Genomic DNA, 18,838 nt, shown 5'->3' with positions numbered 1-18,838 from the left:
CCACGGCCGATGTTCCGTGTTCGCCCCCGGCGGAATGCGGCCCGAAGCCGACCTACGATGCGGCCATGCGCCGCCGTCACCTGACCCGCCTCGCCCCGCTCCTGCTCGTCGCCGTCCTGGCCGCCTGCACCTCCGAGCCCACCGAGGAGCCCGGCACCGAGACCTCGGCCCCCGCCGAGCAGGACGCGGCAGCCACCGACGGCTCGGGCAGCAACGGCTGGCTGTGCGAGGACGTCAGCCCGCAGTCCCTGCGCGCCCTCGCCGGCGGCGAGCTCACCGAGCCGCGGGAGGTGATGGTCGCCGACGACGAGACCCGGTGGGTGTGCGAGGCCTACGACGGGCAGACGCCGCTGGTGCGGGTGAGCGTCGTGGTCGGTGAGGAGGGCCGCGAGACCGCCCGGTCGCTCGTCGAGGCGACCGAGGGCATGGCGCCTGGCCCGGAGTACCTCGGTGAGTCCTACCTGTCCCCGACGGTCGGGGTGGGCCTCACCCTGTGCGGAGCGCAGGGCTCCGGATCACGAGAGCCCTACAGCCTCACCGCGGAGGTCCTCGTCGACCGCGAGGACGACCTGCGCGAGCCGCTGCGCTCCACCCTCACCTCCATCGCCCAGAAGCTGGACCAGGGCGTCGGCTGCAGCCCGAAGCAGGCCCGCGAGGAGGCGCCCGAGCAGACCGTGACGCCCTGACCGGCTCGGGTGCGGGTCCGGGACGCGCCTGGCGACAGGTCCCCGTGACCGGGTCGCTCAGCCGGCCTTCTTGGTCGTCGACCGCTTGGACGAGCTCGACTTCGTGCTGGTCGACTTCTTCGTCGAACCCTTCTTGGTCGAGGTCTTCGAGGAGGAGCCGCCCTTCGTGGCCGAGCTGCCCCCGTCGTCGGAGGATCCGGCGCCGGAGTCGGAGCCGCGACCCTTCTTGGCCCGGTCCACCGAGCGCTGCAGCGCGGCGAGCAGGTCGACGACCTCGCCGGAGTCGGCCTCGTCCCCTTCGTCCGGGCTCTCGGCGACCTCGCCGCCGCTGATCTTCTTCTCGACCAGGGCGTCCACGGCCTCCTTGAAGTCGTCGACGTGCCCCTCGGGCTCGAAGTCGCCGGACATGGAGTCGACGAGCATCCGGGCCATGGCGACCTCGTCCTTCTTCGGTTCGCTCACCTCGTCGAGGTGGTCCAGCTGCTCGGAGGCCCGGATCTCGTCCGGCCAGAGCAAGGTCTGCAGCACGATCGCGTCGTCGTCCTCGCGCACGCGCAGGACGGCCATGGTCATGCGACTGCGCACCGAGACGGTCACCACGGCGACCCGATCGGACTCCCGCAGCGCCTCGCGCAGCAGGCCGTAGGCCTTCGCCCCCATGGCGTCCGGCTCCAGGAAGTAGGCCTTGTCGAACAGGATCGGATCGATCTGCTCGCGCGGGACGAAGCGCTCGACCGAGATCTCCTTGCTGCTGCGGTTGGGCAGGCTGGCGAGGTCCTCGTCGGTGAGCACGACGGTCTTGCCGTCATCGGTCTCGTAGGCCTTGGCGATGTCCTTGTAGGCGACCTCCTCGCCGTCGGCCTGGGCCACCCGCTTGTAGCGGATACGGCTGCCGTCACTGCGCCGCACCTGATGGAAGCTGAGGTCGTGGTTCTCGGTCGCCGAGTAGAGCCGCACGGGCACGTTGACCAGGCCGAACGAGACGGCACCCTTCCAGATCGCTCTCACGCACCCCAGGATGGACCCATGCGCCCCATGCTCGCCACCCCGGGGGAGACCCGGGTCGGTCCGCCGCCCGGTCCGGACTGGGTGCACGAGATCAAGTGGGACGGCATCCGGCTGCTCGCCGACGTCCAGGGGGGGACGTTGCGGCTGACCACGCGCGGCGAGCGCGACATCGCCGTCGCCTTCCCCGAGCTCACCGGGCTGGTCGGGATCGCCGACGACCTGCTGCTCGACGGGGAGGCCGTCGTGCTCGTCGACGGCCGCCCGTCCTTCGGCCAGGTCGTCGAGCGGGTGCACACCTCGACCACCGCCGCGGCCCGCCGGCTCGCGAGCAGCCGTCCGGCGACCTACGTCGCCTTCGACCTGCTCCGCGTCGACGGTCTCGACCTCACCCCGCTCCCGTGGAGCGCGCGGCGGCAGGCGCTGGAGGAGCTGCTCGACGACGTGCCGCAGACCCAGGTCTCGGTCTCGCCGGTCTACGACGACGGGGCCATGCTGCTGGCCGCGACCCGGGAGCAGCGGCTGGAGGGGGTCGTCAGCAAGCGGCGGACGGCGGCATACCGGGCGGGGCAGCGCAGCGCCGACTGGGTGAAGTTCCCGCACCGGGCCCGCCGCTCGGTGGTCGTCGGGGGGTGGCGACCCGAGACCGGGCGGCCGGGACGGCTCGGCGCGGTGCACGTGGGTCTTCCCGTCCCCGGTCCCGACGGTATGCCCGTGCGCGCCGACGACGGGAGCCTGCTCCTGCGCTACCGGGGTCGGGTCGGCAGCGGGCTGGCCGGGCGCGCGGGCGAGCAGCTGCAGCGGCTGCTCGCGGCGGTGCCGCGGGCGGCATACCCCTTCGACGCGCCGATCCCCGCGGTGGAGGCCCGCGGGTCGACCTGGCTGGAGCCCCGGGTGGTCGTGGAGGTGGCCTCGCTCGGGCTGAGCGAGTCCGGCCGGCTGCGACAACCCTCCTTCCAAGGGGTCCGGGCCGACCTCACCCCCGGGGACCTGGTGCAGGAGGAGCTGACGTGAGCAGCCAGCAGGTGAGCGTCGCCGGACGCACGCTCAAGGTCAGCAACCTCGACAAGGTCCTCTACCCCGCGACGGGCACGACCAAGGGGGAGGTCCTCACCTACTACGTCACCCACGCCGAGCAGATCCTGCCCGAGCTGGCCGACCGGCCGGTCACCCGGATCCGCTGGCCGGAGGGAGTCGCGCAGGCACACTTCTTCGAGAAGAACCTCCCCTCCGGGGCTCCCGACTGGCTGCCACGGGTCGTCGTGCCGACCCCAGGGTCTTCGCGCGGGCACACCCACCTGACCTTCCCCCTCGTCACGGATCTGGCCGACCTCGTCTATCTCGTCAACCTCGGCAGCCTGGAGCTGCACGTGCCGCAGTGGCGGCTGGACGAGGACGGTGTGCCGCAGCACCCGGACCGGCTCGTCGTCGATCTCGACCCCGGGCCCGGTGCCGGGCTCCCCGAGTGCGCGAGGGTCGCCGTGCTCGTGCGCGACCGGCTGGCCGGGGTGGGCCTGGAGGCCCGCCCGGTCACGAGCGGGTCCAAGGGGATGCAGCTGTATGCCGCGCTCGAGGGCACCCGCAGCTCGGACGAGGTCTCCGCGGTGACCAAGGCGCTGGCCGAGAGCCTCGCGGAGCAGCACCCCGACCTGGTGACGGCGCGCATGACCAAGGCGGTCCGACCCGGCAAGGTCTTCCTCGACTGGAGCCAGAACAACGGGGCCAAGACGACGATCTGCCCGTGGTCGCTCCGAGGACGCGAACGCCCTCAGATCGCCCTCCCCCGCGAGTGGGACGAGGTCGAGGCCGCGGCGGACGGCGACGACGAGCTCACCCAGGTCACCCTCCACGAGGCGTGACGGCAACCCTTCACGACGCTCGGTGAGACCCGGGGCCAACCATTCACGACGCTCGGTGGGGATTCGAGAACGACGACGGGGCCGGCCCCCTCCTGGGTGCCGGCCCCGTCCAGGTCCGCCCGAGGGCAGACGCTGCTGTCAGTGGGCCGCCGCGTAGGCGTCCTGCAGCTCTTGCGACACACGGCCGCGCGAGCTCACCTGGAAGCCGTTCTCCCGGCCCCACTCACGGACCTTCGCGAGCTCGTCGCTGCGACCGCTCGTGGCGGACGAGCCCTTGCGGCGGGTCTGCCGACGACCGCCGGAACGACGCGCCTGACCGATCCACGAGGCGAAGTCCTCACGCAGCTTCGCAGCATTCTCGTCACTGAGGTCGATTTCGTAGTGAACCCCGTCGAGGGCGAACTCCACGGTCTGGCTCGCCTCCCCGCCACTGAGGTCATCGACGAGGATGACCTGCACACGCTGTGCCATTTTCTTCTCCTTGATGAGACCTTGCGCCGCCAACAGGATGCGGCGCGAAAGAAGACTAGCGCCTTTTCCTCCGAACGCGAACCCGGGCAATTGCGCGACAAGGTCACAAGGGAATCACAGTGCCATTCTTCGCCGGCCCGCCAGCGGGTGGGCGCAGCAGTCAGCGACGCTGCTCCGGGCGGGTGTCCGGATCGTCCTGCGGGGCGCGTGCGGTGCCCCTCTCGCGTTCCTGCGCGTCCTGCGCCTGCTCGGCGGCCCGCAGCGCGGCACGCTCGCGGCGGTCTCCCTCCACCACGTGCTTCATGACGACGTAGAAGAGGAAGAGCAGCCCTGCCGACGGCAGCAGCGCCGCCAGGATCATCCACCCCTCGTACAGGAGGTCGCCCATCACGCCTCCGGCTTGAGGAAGGGGAAGAGGATGGTCTCCCGGATCCCGGTGCCGGTCAGCAGCATGAGCACCCGGTCCAGACCCATCCCCAGGCCACCCATGGGTGGCGCGGCATACTCCAGCGCCCGCAGGAAGTCCTCGTCCAGCTGCATCGCGTCGGGGTCCCCGCCCGCGGCGAGCAGCGACTGCTCGGTCAGCCGCGCCCGCTGGACCTCAGGATCCACCAGCTCGGAGAAGGCGGTGCCCCGCTCCACCCCGCCGATGACGAGGTCCCACGCCTCGACCAGCCCGGGCTCGGTGCGGTGCGGGCGGGCCAGCGGCTGGGCGATCGTCGGGTAGTCGCAGACGAACGTCGGCTGGACGAGGGTCGGCTCGACGACGTCGCCGAAGATCTCCATGGCGATCTTGTCGGCGCCCCACTCCGGCTTCACCGGCACCTCGTGCGTGGCAGCGAGCCGACGCAGGTCGTCGAGCGAGGAGTCGACTCCGACCCTCTCCCCCACCGCCGCCGACAGGCCCTCGTAGAAGGGCAGCCAGGACCATTCCGCGTCGAGGTCGATCATTCCTGCAGGAGTGTCGAGCGTGCGTGTGCCGAGCTCGTCGGCCGCCGCGAGGATGATCCGGCGGATGAGATCGGCCATGGTGAACTGATCACCGTATGCCTGGTAGCACTCGAGCATCGTGAATTCCGGCGAGTGGGTGGAATCGATGCCCTCGTTGCGAAAGATCCGGCCGATCTCGTAGACCCGTTCCACCCCGCCGACGACCGCCCGCTTGAGATAGAGCTCGAGCGCGATCCGCATCGACATCGGCATGTCGAAGGCGTTGAGGTGGGTGTCGAACGGCCGGGCGTTCGCACCGCCGTGCACCGCCTGCAGCACCGGGGTCTCGACCTCCAGATAGCCGTCCTGCTCCAGCACGCGGCGCACGGCGCGCGTCATGGCCGCCCGGTCCGCCACCATCTGGCGCGCCTCGTCCCGGACGATGAGGTCGACGTAGCGCTGCCGGACCCGCTGCTCCTCGGACAGGTCCTTGTGCAGGACCGGCAGCGGACGCAGCGCCTTCGCGGCCATCTCCCACCGGGCCGCCATGACGGAGAGCTCACCGCGGCGGGAGCGGATGACCCGGCCCTCGACGAAGACGTGGTCGCCCAGGTCGACCCAGGCCTTCCACCGGTCCAGCGACTCCTGCCCGACCTCGGCGAGGGAGAGCATCCCCTGCAGCCGGGTGCCGTCACCGGCCTGCAGCGAGACGAAGCAGAGCTTGCCGGTGTTGCGCACGAAGACGACCCGTCCCGCGACCCCGACGACGTCCTGGCTCTCCTCGCCCGTCTCCAGGCCGTCCCACTGCTCGCGCACCTGCGCCAGGGTGTGGGTCACCGGCAGGCTGACCGGGTAGGGGTCGACCCCGGCGTCCAGCATCGCCTGACGCTTGCCCTGACGGACCGCGATCTGCTCGGGCAGGTCGGTGTCCGGGACGGGCTGGGGGGTCGCGTCGCTCACCCTCCCAGCGTAGTCGTCCGTCGGCGGCTCCCCGGCACGGCGTCGGCGGCGCTGCCGGGGGTCGACTCAGCCGAAGAGCGCGGGGGCGCTCGCGCTGCGCTCGAGGTCCAGCAGCTGCTGCTTGCGCTCCACGCCGCCGCCGTAGCCGGTGATGGCGCCGGTGGACCCGATGACGCGGTGGCAGGGCACGACGATGGAGATCGGGTTGCGACCGTTGGCCAGCCCCACCGCGCGCGAGGCCCCGGGCTGGCCCAGCGCCCGGGCCAGGTCGCCGTAGGACCAGGTCGTGCCGTAGGGGATCGTGCGCAGCACGCCCCAGACGCGCTGCTGGAAGTCGGTGCCCTCGGCCGCCAGGGGGAGGTCGAACTCGGTGCGTTCCCCCGCCAGGTACTCCCGCAGCTGCCGGGCCGCCGTGAGGAGCACGGCGGGCGCCTGCGCCTCGTCGACCTCGGCGCCCAGCTCCTGCGGCGCGTGCCGGTGCTCGGTGAAGTAGACGCCGGTCAGGTGCTCACCGTCGCTGGCGAGGCGCAGCGGACCCAGGGTGGAGTCGATCGTCAGGTGCAGGGTGGTCATGGTGTCTCCTTCGTCGTGACGGTATGCCCGTCGCCGCCGTGGCGGTCGGTGCCGTCGGTGGTGTGGCGGTCGGTCGTGTGGAAGTCGGTCGTGGATCGGTCGGTGCCCGGCTCGGCGTCCGGCAGGCGCGCCGCGGCGTGGTCGGAGGCGGCCCAGAGCAGCGAGGTGGCATAGCTGCGCCACGGGCTCCAGGCAGCAGCGTGCTGCGCCAGTCCGCGACCGCCCGGCAGCCCGTGGGCGGCAGCGGTGACCTGGACGCCGAGGTCGGTGGCGGGGAAGGCGTCGGGGTCGCCCAGGCCCCGCAGGAGCACCATCTCGGCGGTCCACGGGCCGACACCGGGGAGTGCCAGCAGTTGCTCGCGCGCCGTGCCCCAGTCGGCCCCGGGGCCGAGGTCGACCTCGCCCTCCGCGAGCGCCGCAGCCACCGTGCGCAGGGTGCGCTGACGGGAGGCCGGCATCCCGGGGAGCTCGTGGTCGGCGGCGCCGGCCACCGCAGCAGCCGTCGGGAACAGGTGGGTCACCGGCCCGGTCAGCGGCTCCGGCAACGGGTCGCCGAGGCTCTGCACCAGCCGCCCGGTCAGCGTCCCGGCCGCGACGGTCGAGACCTGCTGGCTCAGGACCACGCGGAGGGCGAGCTCGTCGGTGTCCGGGCTGCCCGGGAGCCGGACGCCGGCGTGCTTGCGCACCAGGGGCGCCAGGGCCGGGTCGGAGGCGAGGTGCTCGTCGACCGCGACCGGGTCGGCGTCCAGGTCCAGCATCCGCCGGCAGCGCCCGATGGCAGCCGCCAGGTCACCGGTGTCGGCGAGCCGCAGCGTGACGTGGACGTGACGGTCGTCAGGGCGGCCGGGGCGCAGCTCGGCCACCGCGGGACCCGCGGGGAGACGGAGCGAGCGGACGAGCGCGCCGTCGACCCAGGTGTCGATCCCCGGCACCGCGGTCGCGGCGAGGTGGCCGAAGAGGCTGGGGGCGTGCAGCGGCGCCCGGAAGGGCAGCCGCAGGGTCAGCGTCGTCGGGGCACCCGGTGGTGGCTGCCCCACGGTGCCGCGGTCTCCGCCGGCGCCGCCACCCCTGGCTCCCGCCCGCAGCTGCGAGGGGGTGGCGGCATACACCTCGCGCACGGTGTCGTTGAAGGACCGAATGCTGGAGAAGCCCGCGGCGTGCGCGACGTCGGCCATCGTCAGCGCCGTGCCCTCCAGCAGCAGGCGGGCCGCCTGCGCCCGCTGCGCCCGGGCGAGCGCCAGCGGTCCCGCCCCCAGCTCAGCGCGCACGAGGCGCTCGAGCTGCCGGGTCGAGTAGCCGAGGCGGGCCGCCAGCCCACTGACGCCCTCCCGGTCCACGACCCCGTCCGCGACGAGCCGCACGGCCCGGGCCACGACATCCCCCCGCACGTGCCACTCGGGCGAGCCCGGGGTCGCGTCGGGCAGGCACCTCTTGCAGGCCCGGAAGCCGGCCCCCTGGGCCGCCGCGGCACTGGGGTAGAAGCGCATGTTGCGCACCCGGGGCGTGATGGCCGGGCAGCTCGGCCGGCAGTAGATGCCGGTGCTGAGCACCCCGGTGACGAACCAGCCGTCGTAGCGCGGGTCCTTGCTGCGCACGACCGTGGCGCAGCGGTCGTGGTCGAGGTGCATGGCTGAGGTGCTCACACGACCATGGTGCCGCCTGCCGCGACGTAGATCTAGCAGAAAAACGACATCACGGTACGGGTTGTCCCGCGGCCGCCTTGGCGCGCACCCGGCGCCGCTCGGCGAGGACGCCGAGCTCGAAGGTCGAGGTCACCAGGAGGGTCAGCGCGACGAGCGGGAGCACGAAGATCACCATGACCAGCTCGAAGCCCTCGAGCGCCTCGTGTCGGGTGGCGTTGAGCACGACGAAGGCGGTGTAGGCGGCATACAGCAGCACGAAGAGACCACCCTCCCAGCGCGCGACGGTGAAGCCGGTGAAGACGACCGGGGCCAGGGCCACGGTGGTCGCGATCATGAAGGGGATGTCCAGGGCGATGGCCGGGGTCGGCACCGGCAGACCGCCCGAGGAGATGATCGCCGGCACCCCGAGCACCAGCCCGATGTTGGCGATGCAGCTGCCGACGACATTGCCGACCGCGAGGTCCCGCTGGCCGCGCACCGCCGCGATGACCGAGGCAGCCAGCTCGGGCAGCGAGGTCCCGATCGCGACGACGGTGAGCCCCACGACCAGACCGCTGATGCCCAGCGCCTCGGCGATGTTGACCGCCCCCGAGACCAGCAGGTTGGCGCCGGACACCAGGAGCGCGACACCGACGACCACCAGCAGCAGCGCCAGCGGAGCCCGCATCGGCTCGCCCTCGCGTGGGGCGGGCGCCCGGCGCTTGCGCAGCTCCTTGCGCTGCGCCCGGCGGCTGACGACCACCGTGAGCACGGTGTGGGCGGCCATCGCGCCGAGCAGGACCACACCCTCGACGGTCGAGATCTGACCGTCGCGGGCCACGAGGAGCAGCGCCACCGAGAGCCCGACCATGACCGGGACGTCGAGCTTGATGAGCTGCTCGCGCACGACGAGAGGCAGCACCAGCGCCGCGACCCCGAGGATGAGCAGCACGTTGGCGATGTTGGAGCCGACGACGTTGCCGACCGCGAGGTCGGGCTGGCCGTCGAGGACCGCCCCGACCGTCACGGCCAGCTCGGGGGCCGAGGTGGCCGCCGAGACCACGGTGAGGCCGACCACGAGCGGGCTGATCCCCATGCGGGCCGCGAGGTTCGACGCGCCGCGCACGAGCAGCTCCCCGCCGCCGACGAGCAGGACGAGGCCGCCGATGATGCGCGCGATGTCGAGAAGGTCCACGACCGCACACCCTAGGCTCTGCGAGGCTGGCCCGGTGCATGAACGGGCTGCGGGTAGCGCGACGGGCCGGACGCAGGGCACCTCCTTGTCCTGGGAGGCGGCCTGGCAGGAGGCGCTCTACGGCGAGGGGGGCTTCTACCGGCGCAGCGCGCCCGCGGCGCACTTCGCGACCTCGGCCCAGGGCATACCGGGCGGTGGGCGGGTGCTCGCCGAGGCGGTGGCGGCGCTGGCCTCCCGGCACGGGTGCGACCGGGTCGTCGACGTGGGCGCGGGGCGGGGTGAGCTGCTGGCCGAGCTGCGCCGGGTCTCGCCCGCGCTGCACCTCACCGGGGTCGACGTCGTGGCCCGGCCGGCGGGTCTGGACGTCGAGGAGTGGCACGTCGCGCCGGGCGGGACGGCGCTGCCGGACACGCTGCGCGACCTCGACGCCACGCTGCTGCTCGCGCACGAGTGGCTCGACGTCGTCCCGTGCCCGGTGGTGCAGCGGGACGGGACGGGGGTATGGCGCACCGTCGAGGTCTCGAGGACCGCACAGTGGGGTCGGTGGCGCGACTCTCTCGGGGCGCCGGTGGAGGGCGAGGAGCTGGCCTGGGTGCGGCGCTGGCTCGGCGACGGACCAGAGGGTGCGCCAGCGGGTCCACTCCTGCGCAGGACGGGTTCCGCTGCGGTGATGCATCAGCGCAGCGGAACAGCTTCTGCGGATGAGTCGGTCGTCCGGGCCGAGGTCGGGCTGCCCCGGGAGGTTGCCTTCGCCGACCTGGTGCGGCGGGTCCGCAGCGGCCTGGTGGTGGCTGTCGACTACGGCCACACCGCCGAGGACCGGCCGGCCCACGGGACGCTGACCGGGTTCCGCGGCGGGCGACAGGTCGACCCGGTGCCCGACGGCAGCTGCGACCTCACCGCGCACGTCGCTGTCGACGCCCTCGCCGCCTCGCTCCCCTCCCCGACCGGACACCCCGTCGTGACGCCGCGGCGGCAGCGGGAGGTCCTGCGCGACCTCCTCGGCGACCTGAGCGCCCCGGTGCCGCACGCGCTCGCCCGGGACCAGCCGCGGGCATACCTCGACGCGCTCGCCCGACGCGCCGCCGCCCGGACGCTGGGCAGCGGCGTCCTCGGCGACTTCTGGTGGCTCGTGGTCGAGGTCGACCGTGGGCGGCCGGACCGGGCTTAGGCTGACCGGGTGAGCACCCGCGACCTCGACGTCACCCTCGGCGCCACCGGCGTCGGCGGGCTCTCGACCACCGAGATGGTGCTCAACATCGGCCCGCAGCACCCCCCCCACGGCGTGCTGCGGCTGCGCATCACCGCCGACGGCGAGCGGATCACGGCCGCCGAGCCGGTCATCGGCTACATGCACCGCGGTGCCGAGAAGCTCTTCGAGGTCCGTGACTACCGGCAGATCATGGTGCTCGCGAACCGGCACGACTGGCTGTCCGCCTTCAACAACGAGGTCGGCGTGGCGCTCACCGTCGAGCACCTGCTGGGCATGGAGGTGCCCGAGCGGGCGACCTGGGCGCGCACCTTGCTGTGCGAGCTGGGGCGGGTGCTCAACCACCTCATGTTCCTGGGTCCTACCCGCACGAGCTGGGTGCGATCACCCCGATGTTCTACGCCTTCCGGGAGCGGGAGGAGATACAGGCGGTGATGGAGGAGTACTCCGGCGGCCGGATGCACTTCATGGCCACCCGGGTCGGTGGCCTCCTGCACGACCTGCCCGACGGCTGGCTGGACCGGGTGGACGCGGCGGTGGCCTCGGTGCGCTCGCGGCTGCCCGACCTGGTCGGGCTGGTGCTGGGCAACGAGATCCTGCAGGCCCGCACCCGGGGCGTGGGCGTCCTCGACCTGGACACCGTCCTCGCCTACGGCGTGTCCGGGCCGATCGCGCACGCCTCCGGGCTCGATGTCGACCTGCGGCGCGACGAGCCCTACCTCGCGTATGCCGAGCTCTTCACCGACGACGGGCCCGGCCGGGTGGTGACCCGGGAGGCGGGCGACTGCCTGGCGCGGCTGGAGGTGCTGGTGGAGCAGGTCGAGGTCAGCCTGGACCTCGTGCTCGCGTGCACCGCCCGGTTGCGCGAGCTGGGACCGGGTCCGGTGAGCACCCGGCTGCCGAAGAAGCTCAAGGTGCCGGCCGGCGAGCACTACTGCGCGAGCGAGAACCCGCTCGGCTTCAACGGCTACTACCTGGTCAGCCGCGGCGACACGGTGCCCCACCGGCTCAAGCTGCGCTCGGCGTCGTTCAATAACGTGCAGGTGCTGCGCGAGATGCTGCCCGGCGCTGTCGTCGCCGACATGGTGGCGATCCTGGGCTCGATGTTCTTCGTGGTGGGCGACATCGACAAGTAGCCGCTCCTCAGCCGATCCTGAGCCCGGGGAGGAGAGCGAGGTTGACCGCGATCAGGACGGCCAGCCCGAGCAGCGCGACCACGGGAACCCGGCCCAGTCGCAGGTGCGTCCGACTCGTCGGGCTCCGACGCGCCAGGTAGGGCAAGGACCACGGGCCCAGGGTGAGCAGCACGACATACCCCGAGACGACAGCCACCTGCTGCCCGAGAGGGAAGCCCGCGTCGCTGCCGAGGAGATAGGCCAGCATGAGTCCGAGGTTGACCACGGTGCCGATCCACGCAGGGTGGAGGAGCAGCGCTCGGGCGATGCGGTCGTCCTGATCCGTCAGCGGGAGCGCGCGCGAGGCCACGAGGCGCGCGCCGAGGAGGCAGAGCGCGAGGCCGGCCGCCGCGGCGACGAAGGCCGTCCAGGCAGGAAGGTCGAGGGCCTGCGCGGCGATGGCCGTGTCACCGGCGCCGAAGGGGGTGATGAACAGGTAGCCGGCTCCGACGACGTAGGACGAGGCTCCGCACCAGAGCCGGACGAGATGCCACGGACCGACCACTCTTGCCCGACTCAAGGTCAGCAGGAGAGCCAGGCCCAGCGCGAGGCTGACAGCAGGACCTGCCAGCGCGACGACCGCGGTGGACACGCCGTCCAGCTCCCCGTCGTACTGAGCGCCGTAGGGATAGAGGCGGCCCTGCCCCACGAGCCCCAAGACCGCCACGAGATGGGTGGCCTCGTGCACCAGCACCGTCACGCCGGAGCCCAGCACCGCCGCCACGGTGCTGTGGAGCGCCAGCAACCGTCGTGACTGGTGCTCCGTCGTGCGGCCGTCGTGCGCCGGACGGCTCACGATCATCCGGCGTGCTCGTTCCGCAGGATGCTCACGCAGAAGTCGGCGTCGGTATGCCAGGGGCGCAGGTCCCACGTGGCGAACCGGTGCTCGAGGCGCAGGCCGGCCGCGGTCGCCGCCACGTCGAGGTCGGCCGGGGTGAAGCCGCGCACCACCCGGCAGCCGACGACGAGGAATCCGCCCTCCCGTAGGTGCGCCCGCAGCCGGGCCACGACGGCGCCGCGGTGCTGCTCGGCCACGAAGTCCATGACGTTGCCGGCCACCAGCGCCCCGTCGAAGGGCTCGGGCTCACCGAGGGACGCCAGATCGAGCGAGGCCAGGTCGGCGGTCAGCCAGGTGGCGCCGGGGTGGTCCTGACGCGCCACCGCCACCAGCGCCGGGTCGATGTCGACCCCCACGACCGTGTGCCCCAGACGCGACAGGTGCCCACCGTGCCGGCCGGGCCCGCACCCGGCGTCCAGCAGCCGGGCGCCGCGGGGCGCGAGCACGTCCACCAGCCGCGACTCGCCCTGCAGGTCCTGGCCCGCGGCCGCCATCTGGCGGAACCGGTCGGCATACCACCGCGAGTGCTCCGGGTCCTCCAACCCGGGCCACAGCGTGGTCTCCCGTGAGCCGGGCCTCGGCTCGATCGGGACCTGGGGGTCACGCTCGCCCCACCCGGGCTCAGGCTCGCTCATGCCGTCACTGTAGGCGCGTGCCCGGTCCCTGCAGTCGGCCCGGCACGCTTGTGCAGAAGGTTGCGACACCGGGGTGCCTCTGGGCACGCCTGCGACACCAGGAGGCGCACCACCTCACGCACGAGGGTGCTCAGTGACGGAACTCAGCCGTACGCGAGGTCCCCGTCGGCCACGCCGTCGTCATCGTCGTCGTGCTCGGTCGGCGGGATGCGGCACCACCCCTGACCGACGAAGCCCGCCACGGAGAGGGCGAGGGCGGCCACCGCGTGCACCAGCCCCCAGATCAGCTGGGCCCGCTCACTCGCCACATCGGCGTTGGGCAGGTGGACCAGCGCGTTGGCGGCATACCAGCCGAGCAGCGCCGCCCCGCCGAGCGCCGCCGCCTGGGCACCGACGACGGTGCCGCGACCCCGCTGCGGGCTGGGCCGCAGCGTGCCCTTGCCGAGCAGGTAACGCCGGATCTGCCAGCACATCACGAGCACGAGCAGCGTCACGGCGACCAGCGGGACGAGCCCGATCCAGGAGATGACGGGGTATGCCCCGCCCAGCGATCGCACGACCTGCAGCAGCAGCCAGCTCGCCATCCCGGCGAGCACCGCGACGACGACGCCGGCGCGCACCCGCACGCCGTCCACGCCGCTCACGGACCTTCCTCCAGCGGGAGCACGCGCTGCTCGACCAGCCCCGGCACGAGGTCGCCCACCGCCACGACGTCCCCGTCGCGGCGCAGGGTCGCGGCGGGGTCGAGGTCGGCCCAGGGGACGAGCACGAAGGCGCGCTCGTGGCTGCGCGGGTGCGGCAGCGTCAGCTCCGGGTCCTCGCTCACCACGTCGGTGCCGGCCGAGGGGTCGCCGTACTGCACCAGGTCCAGGTCGAGGGTGCGCGCGCCCCACCGGACCTCTCGGGTGCGACCGAAGGCAGCCTCGACGCGGTGCAGCGCCGCGAGCAGCGAGGCGGGCGACAGGCTCGTGCGCGCGAGGGCCACGGCGTTGACGTAGTCCGGCTGCCCGGCGACGGCCTCGCCGCCCACCGGGGCGGTGACGAAGGAGCGAGAGGCGCGCACACCCCGAAGCCCGCGCAGACGCCGCAGCCGTCCGACGGCCGCGCGCAACGTCTCGGCGGGCTCGGCGCCGTCGGTCCCCGCGAGGTTGGCGCCCAGCGCGATGACGACCGGCACGTCCCGGCGCCGACGCACCACGACCGCGACGTCGCCGAAGGGCACGCCGACCGGGGCCTGCGGCTTGTGCACCGTCACCTCGACCGCCTCGACCAGCGGGCGCGCCAACACCCGGGCCGCGATCTCCTCGGCCACCGTCTCGATGAGGTCGCGCGGCTCGCCCTCGACCACGGCCACGACGTCAGCGGCGACCTCGCCGTAGTGGACGGTCCGGGCGAGCTCGTCGCTCGTCCCGGCCGGGCGCAGGTCGAGCTCCAGGACCACGTCGACGACGAAGTCCTGGCCGTCGCGACGCTCGTGGTCGAGGACACCGTGATGCCCCCGCGCCCGCACGCCGGACAGCCGGATCTGGTCACCGCCCCTCACCGGGTCGCCTCCTGCGTCAGCTGCCACACCGCGAGCGCGTCGCGGGTCGGCGGGACCTCGTGCACCCTGACTGCCCAGGCCCCGGCCTGCGCGGCCAGCAGGCTGGTGGCCGCGGTCGCGGCGTCGCGCTGGTCGGGCGGGCTGGGCTCGCCGTCCTCGGGCGTCGCCTCGCCCGGGCGGGTGGGCAGGCGCCCGAGGAAGCGCTTCCGGGACGTGCCCACCAGGACCGGCAGCCCGAGCGACACGACGCGGTCCAGGCCGGCGAGCAGCGTCCAGTTGTGGCCGGCGTCCTTGGAGAAGCCGAAACCGGGGTCGAGCACCAGCTGATCCTCCCGCACGCCCTGCCCCACGAGCGCCTCGACGCGGGCCGAGAGCTCGTCGCACACCTCCCGCACGACGTCGTCGTAGTGGTGCCTCGCCGACGCGTCGGTGAGCAGCCCGCGCCAGTGCATGACGACGTAGCGCGCCCCGGTCTCGGCGATCATCGGCCCCATCCGCGGGTCGCCCAGCCCGCCCGAGACATCGTTGACCAGCACCGCCCCGGCCCGCAGCGCCGCCTCCGCGACGCCGGCGCGCATGGTGTCGACGGAGACGGCATACCCCTGCTGCGCGAGGGCGGAGACGACCGGCTGGACCCGCTCGGCCTCCTCCTGCTCCGGCGGTCGCGTGCTGCCCGGCCGCGTGGACTCGCCTCCTACGTCGACGATCTGCGCCCCCTGCGCCGCGAGCTCCTGCCCGCGCGCGACGGCGACGTCCGTGTCGAGCCAGCGCCCCCCGTCGGAGAACGAGTCGGGGGTGACGTTGACCACCCCCATGATCTGGGTATGCGCGGTGCCCACCACAGCCCCTACCGCCCGGTGATCAGGCTCATCGCCTCGGCGCGGGTCGCCTGGTTGCGCAGGTGGCCGCGCACGGTCGAGGTGATGGTGCGGGCGCCGGGGCGGCGGACGCCGCGCATCGACATGCACAGGTGCTCGGCCTCGACCACGACCAGGACGCCGCGCGGGGCGAGGTGGTCCACCAGGGCGTCGGCGACCTGCGTGGTGAGGCGCTCCTGCACCTGCGGGCGCCGGGCATACACGTCGACGAGCCGCGCCAGCTTGGACAGGCCGACCACCCGGCCGTCCGGGCCGGGGATGTAGGCGACGTGGGCCGAGCCGTGGAACGGCACGAGGTGATGCTCGCAGACGCTGTAGAGCTCGATGTCCTTGACCAGGATCATCTCGTCGTGGTCGACGTCGAAGGTGGTGCCGAGCACCGCGCTCGGGTCCTGGTCGATCCCGGAGAAGATCTCGGCGTAGGACCGCGCCACCCGGGCCGGGGTGTGCAGGAGCCCGTCGCGGTCGGGGTCCTCCCCCACGGCGAGCAGGATCTCCCGGACGGCGGCCTCGATCCGGGCGTGGTCGACGGCGCGGCCGACAGCGTCCTGCGGTCCGGGGGCGTCCTCGACCGGGTCGGGACCGGCGCCCGCCGCGGCGGGCCGCACGCCCGCCGCGGCCTCAGGCGTGCCCGGGGTCGACATGGCCGCCTTCGGGCACCTGGACCACCTCGGAGGGCGGGTTGTCGCCGTCGGTCTCGGTGAGCGGGTGGTGCCCGTTGGACATCGCGCGCTTCTCGGCGTCGGTGAGGACCGGGCCGGCCTCGTGGATGGTCCGGGCATCGGAGGACAGCCACACCGGGCGGACCGGCCGCTTGCGGACGTCGGTGAAGACCTCGGCGATCGCCTCGGCGTTGAGCGTCTCCTTCTCCAGCAGCTCCAGCACGAGCGCGTCGAGGATGTCGCGGTTGTCGTTGAGCGCGTGCCAGGCCTCGTCGTGCGCGGCCTCGATGAGCCGGCGCACCTCCTGGTCGACGACGCCGGCCAGGTTCTCGGAGTAGTCCCGCTCGTGGCCCATGTCGCGCCCGAGGAAGACCTCACCGCCGGCCGAGCCGAGCTTGACCGCACCGACCCGCTCGGACATACCGAACTGGGTCACCATCTTGCGGGCCAGGCCGGTCGCCTTCTCGATGTCGTTGGCGGCCCCGGTGGTGGGGTCGTGGAAGACCAGCTCCTCGGCGACCCGGCCGCCGAGCGCGTAGGCGAGCTGGTCCAGCAGCTCGTTGCGGGTCGTGGAGTACTTGTCGTCGGCCGGCAGCACCATCGTGTAGCCGAGCGCCCGACCGCGGGGCAGGATCGTCACCTTGCTCACCGGGTCGGTGTGGTTCATCGCCGCCGCGACGAGGGCGTGACCCCCCTCGTGGTAGGCGGTGATCTTCTTCTCCTTGGCGCTCATGACCCGGGTCCGCTTCTGCGGTCCGGCCATGACCCGGTCGATCGCCTCGTCGAGGTCGGCATCGGTGATGACCTGCTCGTTCTTGCGGGCGGCCAGGAGGGCGGCCTCGTTGAGCACGTTGGCCAGGTCGGCGCCGGAGAAGCCCGGGGTGCGTCGGGCGATGGTCATGAGGTCGACGTCGCCCAGCGGCTTGCCCTTGCCGTGCACCTGCAGGATGTGCAGGCGGCCCAGCATGTCCGGGGCCTCGACGGCGATCTGCCGGTCGAAGCGGCCCGGGCGCAGCAGCGCCGGGTCCAGGATGTCGGGACGGTTGGTCGCCGCGATGAGGATGACGTTGGTCTTGACGTCGAAGCCGTCCATCTCCACGAGCAGCTGGTTGAGCGTCTGCTCGCGCTCGTCGTGCCCGCCGCCCATGCCGGCGCCGCGGTGGCGGCCCACGGCGTCGATCTCGTCGACGAAGATGATGGCCGGGGCATTCTCCTTGGCCTGCTCGAAGAGGTCGCGGACCCGTGAGGCGCCGACGCCGACGAACATCTCGACGAAGTCGGAGCCGGAGATGGAGTAGAACGGCACCCCGGCCTCGCCGGCCACGGCGCGGGCCAGCAGCGTCTTGCCGGTGCCGGGCGGGCCGTAGAGCAGGACGCCCTTGGGGATCTTGGCGCCGACCTCGAGGAACTTGCGCGGCTCGGAGAGGAACTCCTTGATCTCGTGCAGCTCCTCGACGGCCTCGTCGGAGCCGGCGACGTCGGCGAAGGTGACCTTGGGCATGTCCTTGGTCGCGAGCTTGGCCTTGGACTTGCCGAACTGCATCACCCCGCGGCCCCCGCCCTGCATGCGGGTCATCAGCCACAGGAAGAGCGCCAGGATGAGCAGCAGGGGCAGGAAGTTGACGAGGATCGAGACGAAGACGTTCTGGCGGGCGGGGTCGTCGGTCCACCGCTCCGAGGGCGGGTTCTCGTCGAGCGCGGCGATGACCTGCGGGCCGCGGGCGTCGACGTAGAACGCCTGCACCTGCTCGGTCTCGCGCACCTCGTCGTCGGAGAACGGCTGGCCCTCCTTGAGCGTGAGGTCGATCCGGTCCGGCGTGACCACGGCCTCGGCGACCTGGCCATCCTCGATGAGCTGGAGGGCGTCGGCGGTGTCGATGCGGCTGTAGGGGCTCTGCGCGAGCAGCGAGTACCACAGGATGCCCAGGCCCAGGAAGAGGAAGACCCACATCCACGGGCTGGGCTTGGGCCGCTTGCTGGGCCGCTTGTTCGGGGCAGTGCTCATGTCAGTGACGTTCGGGGTGCCACGGGACTCCCCGGTCCTCCTGGTCGACTCGATCCGGCGGTGGTTCTTCGTGCCGCTCAACGCACGGCAGGAGGTCAGTGTTCCACCTTTGCAGGCTGCTGGAGGCCCGCGCCCCGTCACAGCGACCCCTGTCAGCACCAGCGGCTACGTTGAGCGGTATGCCGCACATCGGGGTGATCTTTCCGCCGGACCAGCCTCCGGAGCGGCTCCGGGAGGTGGCCCAAGGGGCCGAGGCGCTGCCCGACGCGGCGGCGCAGGTCCGGGCTGCTCGGTGGGAGAGCGGTCGCGACGGCGAGGCGGAGGTGCTCGTCTTCCAGACCGTCGCCGTCGGGACCTCGGCGGAGATCGTCGCGGAGCAGATCCGGCAGCGGGCGGCCGAGGGCGCCCACCGGGTCGCCGTCACAGTCGTCGCGTCGGAGGGTGGCCCACCCGAGCCCGGACCGGCCCTCCAGGACATGCTCCCCGTCCTCGGCCGGGCGAGGGAACTCGTGCACCAGGCCTGACCTGGACTCAGCCCCGCCCTGCTTCTCCGATGCCCGTGCAGCGCCGTCGCCGATGACCTGCCGGACG

The 18,838-nt window shown here is 72.9% G+C and carries 19 protein-coding genes and 1 pseudogene; 6 read left to right on the top strand and 14 right to left on the bottom strand.

Translation table 11 applies throughout. The annotated features are described in order from the left end of the window. Positions 1-65: 65 nt before the first annotated feature. On the top strand, positions 66-686 hold the full coding sequence (locus FU792_RS02190; protein WP_022925483.1) for a hypothetical protein: 621 nt from the start codon (positions 66-68) through the stop codon (positions 684-686). Positions 687-743: 57 nt separating this feature from the next. On the opposite strand, the gene ku is transcribed toward FU792_RS02190, so the two are convergent. Then, the gene (gene ku, locus FU792_RS02185) at positions 744-1,694 is read right to left on the bottom strand and encodes a non-homologous end joining protein Ku (RefSeq protein ID WP_022925482.1); all 951 of its coding nucleotides are present in this window, start codon (positions 1,692-1,694) and stop codon (positions 744-746) included. Between the two features lie 18 nt (positions 1,695-1,712). Here ku and ligD (FU792_RS02180) point away from each other — a divergent pair, with 18 nt between their 5' ends. Then, complete coding sequence (gene ligD, locus FU792_RS02180; protein WP_022925481.1) at positions 1,713-2,705, top strand: non-homologous end-joining DNA ligase; 993 nt, start codon at positions 1,713-1,715, stop codon at positions 2,703-2,705. Then, positions 2,702-3,550, top strand: a complete 849-nt coding sequence (gene ligD, locus FU792_RS02175; protein WP_022925480.1) for a non-homologous end-joining DNA ligase — start codon at positions 2,702-2,704, stop codon at positions 3,548-3,550. The genes ligD (FU792_RS02180) and ligD (FU792_RS02175) overlap by 4 nt, the downstream gene beginning before the upstream one ends. Positions 3,551-3,688: 138 nt before the next feature. Here the strand turns inward: ligD (FU792_RS02175) and FU792_RS02170 are convergent, their stop codons facing one another. From FU792_RS02170 to FU792_RS02145, 6 genes are all read right to left on the bottom strand, one after another. After that, entirely contained in the window at positions 3,689-4,021 is a 333-nt protein-coding gene (locus FU792_RS02170) for a histone-like nucleoid-structuring protein Lsr2 (protein WP_022925479.1), read from the bottom strand. 160 nt (positions 4,022-4,181) lie between these two features. Continuing rightward, positions 4,182-4,409, bottom strand: a complete 228-nt coding sequence (locus tag FU792_RS02165) for a hypothetical protein (protein WP_022925478.1) — start codon at positions 4,407-4,409, stop codon at positions 4,182-4,184. Beyond that, entirely contained in the window at positions 4,409-5,911 is a 1,503-nt protein-coding gene (gene lysS / locus FU792_RS02160) for a lysine--tRNA ligase (RefSeq protein WP_022925477.1), read from the bottom strand. The genes FU792_RS02165 and lysS overlap by 1 nt, the downstream gene beginning before the upstream one ends. A gap of 66 nt (positions 5,912-5,977) precedes the next feature. Continuing rightward, positions 5,978-6,484: a methylated-DNA--[protein]-cysteine S-methyltransferase gene (locus FU792_RS02155; protein ID WP_022925476.1), complete on the bottom strand. Its 507-nt coding sequence runs from the start codon at positions 6,482-6,484 to the stop codon at positions 5,978-5,980. Beyond that, positions 6,481-8,127, bottom strand: coding sequence for a DNA-3-methyladenine glycosylase 2 family protein (locus FU792_RS02150; RefSeq protein ID WP_272943994.1), 1,647 nt, complete (start codon positions 8,125-8,127; stop codon positions 6,481-6,483). Before FU792_RS02150 ends, FU792_RS02155 begins: the two co-directional genes overlap by 4 nt. Positions 8,128-8,176: 49 nt before the next feature. Beyond that, the gene (locus FU792_RS02145; protein WP_022925474.1) at positions 8,177-9,301 is read right to left on the bottom strand and encodes a calcium/sodium antiporter; all 1,125 of its coding nucleotides are present in this window, start codon (positions 9,299-9,301) and stop codon (positions 8,177-8,179) included. A 34-nt stretch (positions 9,302-9,335) separates the two neighbouring features. On the opposite strand from FU792_RS02145, the gene FU792_RS02140 reads away from it, so the two are divergent. Both FU792_RS02140 and FU792_RS02135 read left to right on the top strand, forming a co-directional pair. Continuing rightward, positions 9,336-10,472 carry an SAM-dependent methyltransferase gene (locus FU792_RS02140; RefSeq protein ID WP_237740041.1) on the top strand — a complete coding sequence of 379 codons (1,137 nt, stop codon included), beginning with the start codon at positions 9,336-9,338 and terminating at the stop codon, positions 10,470-10,472. A gap of 75 nt (positions 10,473-10,547) precedes the next feature. Then, positions 10,548-11,647 (top strand): annotated as a pseudogene (locus FU792_RS02135) (NADH-quinone oxidoreductase subunit D). Positions 11,648-11,654: 7 nt separating this feature from the next. Here FU792_RS02135 and FU792_RS02130 read toward each other — a convergent pair. From FU792_RS02130 to ftsH, 7 genes are all read right to left on the bottom strand, one after another. Next, positions 11,655-12,488 carry a hypothetical protein gene (locus FU792_RS02130; RefSeq protein WP_022925471.1) on the bottom strand — a complete coding sequence of 278 codons (834 nt, stop codon included), beginning with the start codon at positions 12,486-12,488 and terminating at the stop codon, positions 11,655-11,657. Next, the gene (locus FU792_RS02125; protein ID WP_022925470.1) at positions 12,485-13,159 is read right to left on the bottom strand and encodes a class I SAM-dependent methyltransferase; all 675 of its coding nucleotides are present in this window, start codon (positions 13,157-13,159) and stop codon (positions 12,485-12,487) included. The genes FU792_RS02130 and FU792_RS02125 overlap by 4 nt, the downstream gene beginning before the upstream one ends. 143 nt (positions 13,160-13,302) lie before the next feature. Then, positions 13,303-13,803 (bottom strand): DUF3180 family protein, encoded by a 501-nt coding sequence (locus tag FU792_RS02120; RefSeq protein ID WP_022925469.1) that lies wholly within the window; start codon positions 13,801-13,803, stop codon positions 13,303-13,305. Beyond that, on the bottom strand, positions 13,800-14,702 hold the full coding sequence (gene folB, locus FU792_RS02115) for a dihydroneopterin aldolase (RefSeq protein WP_022925468.1): 903 nt from the start codon (positions 14,700-14,702) through the stop codon (positions 13,800-13,802). The genes FU792_RS02120 and folB overlap by 4 nt, the downstream gene beginning before the upstream one ends. After that, complete coding sequence (gene folP, locus FU792_RS02110; protein ID WP_237740040.1) at positions 14,699-15,541, bottom strand: dihydropteroate synthase; 843 nt, start codon at positions 15,539-15,541, stop codon at positions 14,699-14,701. Before folP ends, folB begins: the two co-directional genes overlap by 4 nt. An 8-nt stretch (positions 15,542-15,549) precedes the next feature. Further along, positions 15,550-16,224 (bottom strand): GTP cyclohydrolase I FolE, encoded by a 675-nt coding sequence (folE, locus tag FU792_RS02105; RefSeq protein ID WP_022925466.1) that lies wholly within the window; start codon positions 16,222-16,224, stop codon positions 15,550-15,552. Further along, positions 16,202-18,247 (bottom strand): ATP-dependent zinc metalloprotease FtsH, encoded by a 2,046-nt coding sequence (gene ftsH, locus FU792_RS02100; RefSeq protein ID WP_022925465.1) that lies wholly within the window; start codon positions 18,245-18,247, stop codon positions 16,202-16,204. The genes folE and ftsH overlap by 23 nt, the downstream gene beginning before the upstream one ends. Positions 18,248-18,426: 179 nt before the next feature. On the opposite strand from ftsH, the gene FU792_RS02095 reads away from it, so the two are divergent. Next, the gene (locus FU792_RS02095; protein WP_022925464.1) at positions 18,427-18,771 is read left to right on the top strand and encodes a hypothetical protein; all 345 of its coding nucleotides are present in this window, start codon (positions 18,427-18,429) and stop codon (positions 18,769-18,771) included. Positions 18,772-18,838: the final 67 nt, after the last annotated feature.

It is taken from the genome of Serinicoccus marinus DSM 15273 (genome assembly GCF_008386315.1).
Classification (GTDB): domain Bacteria; phylum Actinomycetota; class Actinomycetes; order Actinomycetales; family Dermatophilaceae; genus Ornithinicoccus; species Ornithinicoccus marinus.
The sequence above is the reverse complement of the archived record's forward strand: the minus strand, read 5'-3'. Positions and strand labels throughout refer to the sequence as shown.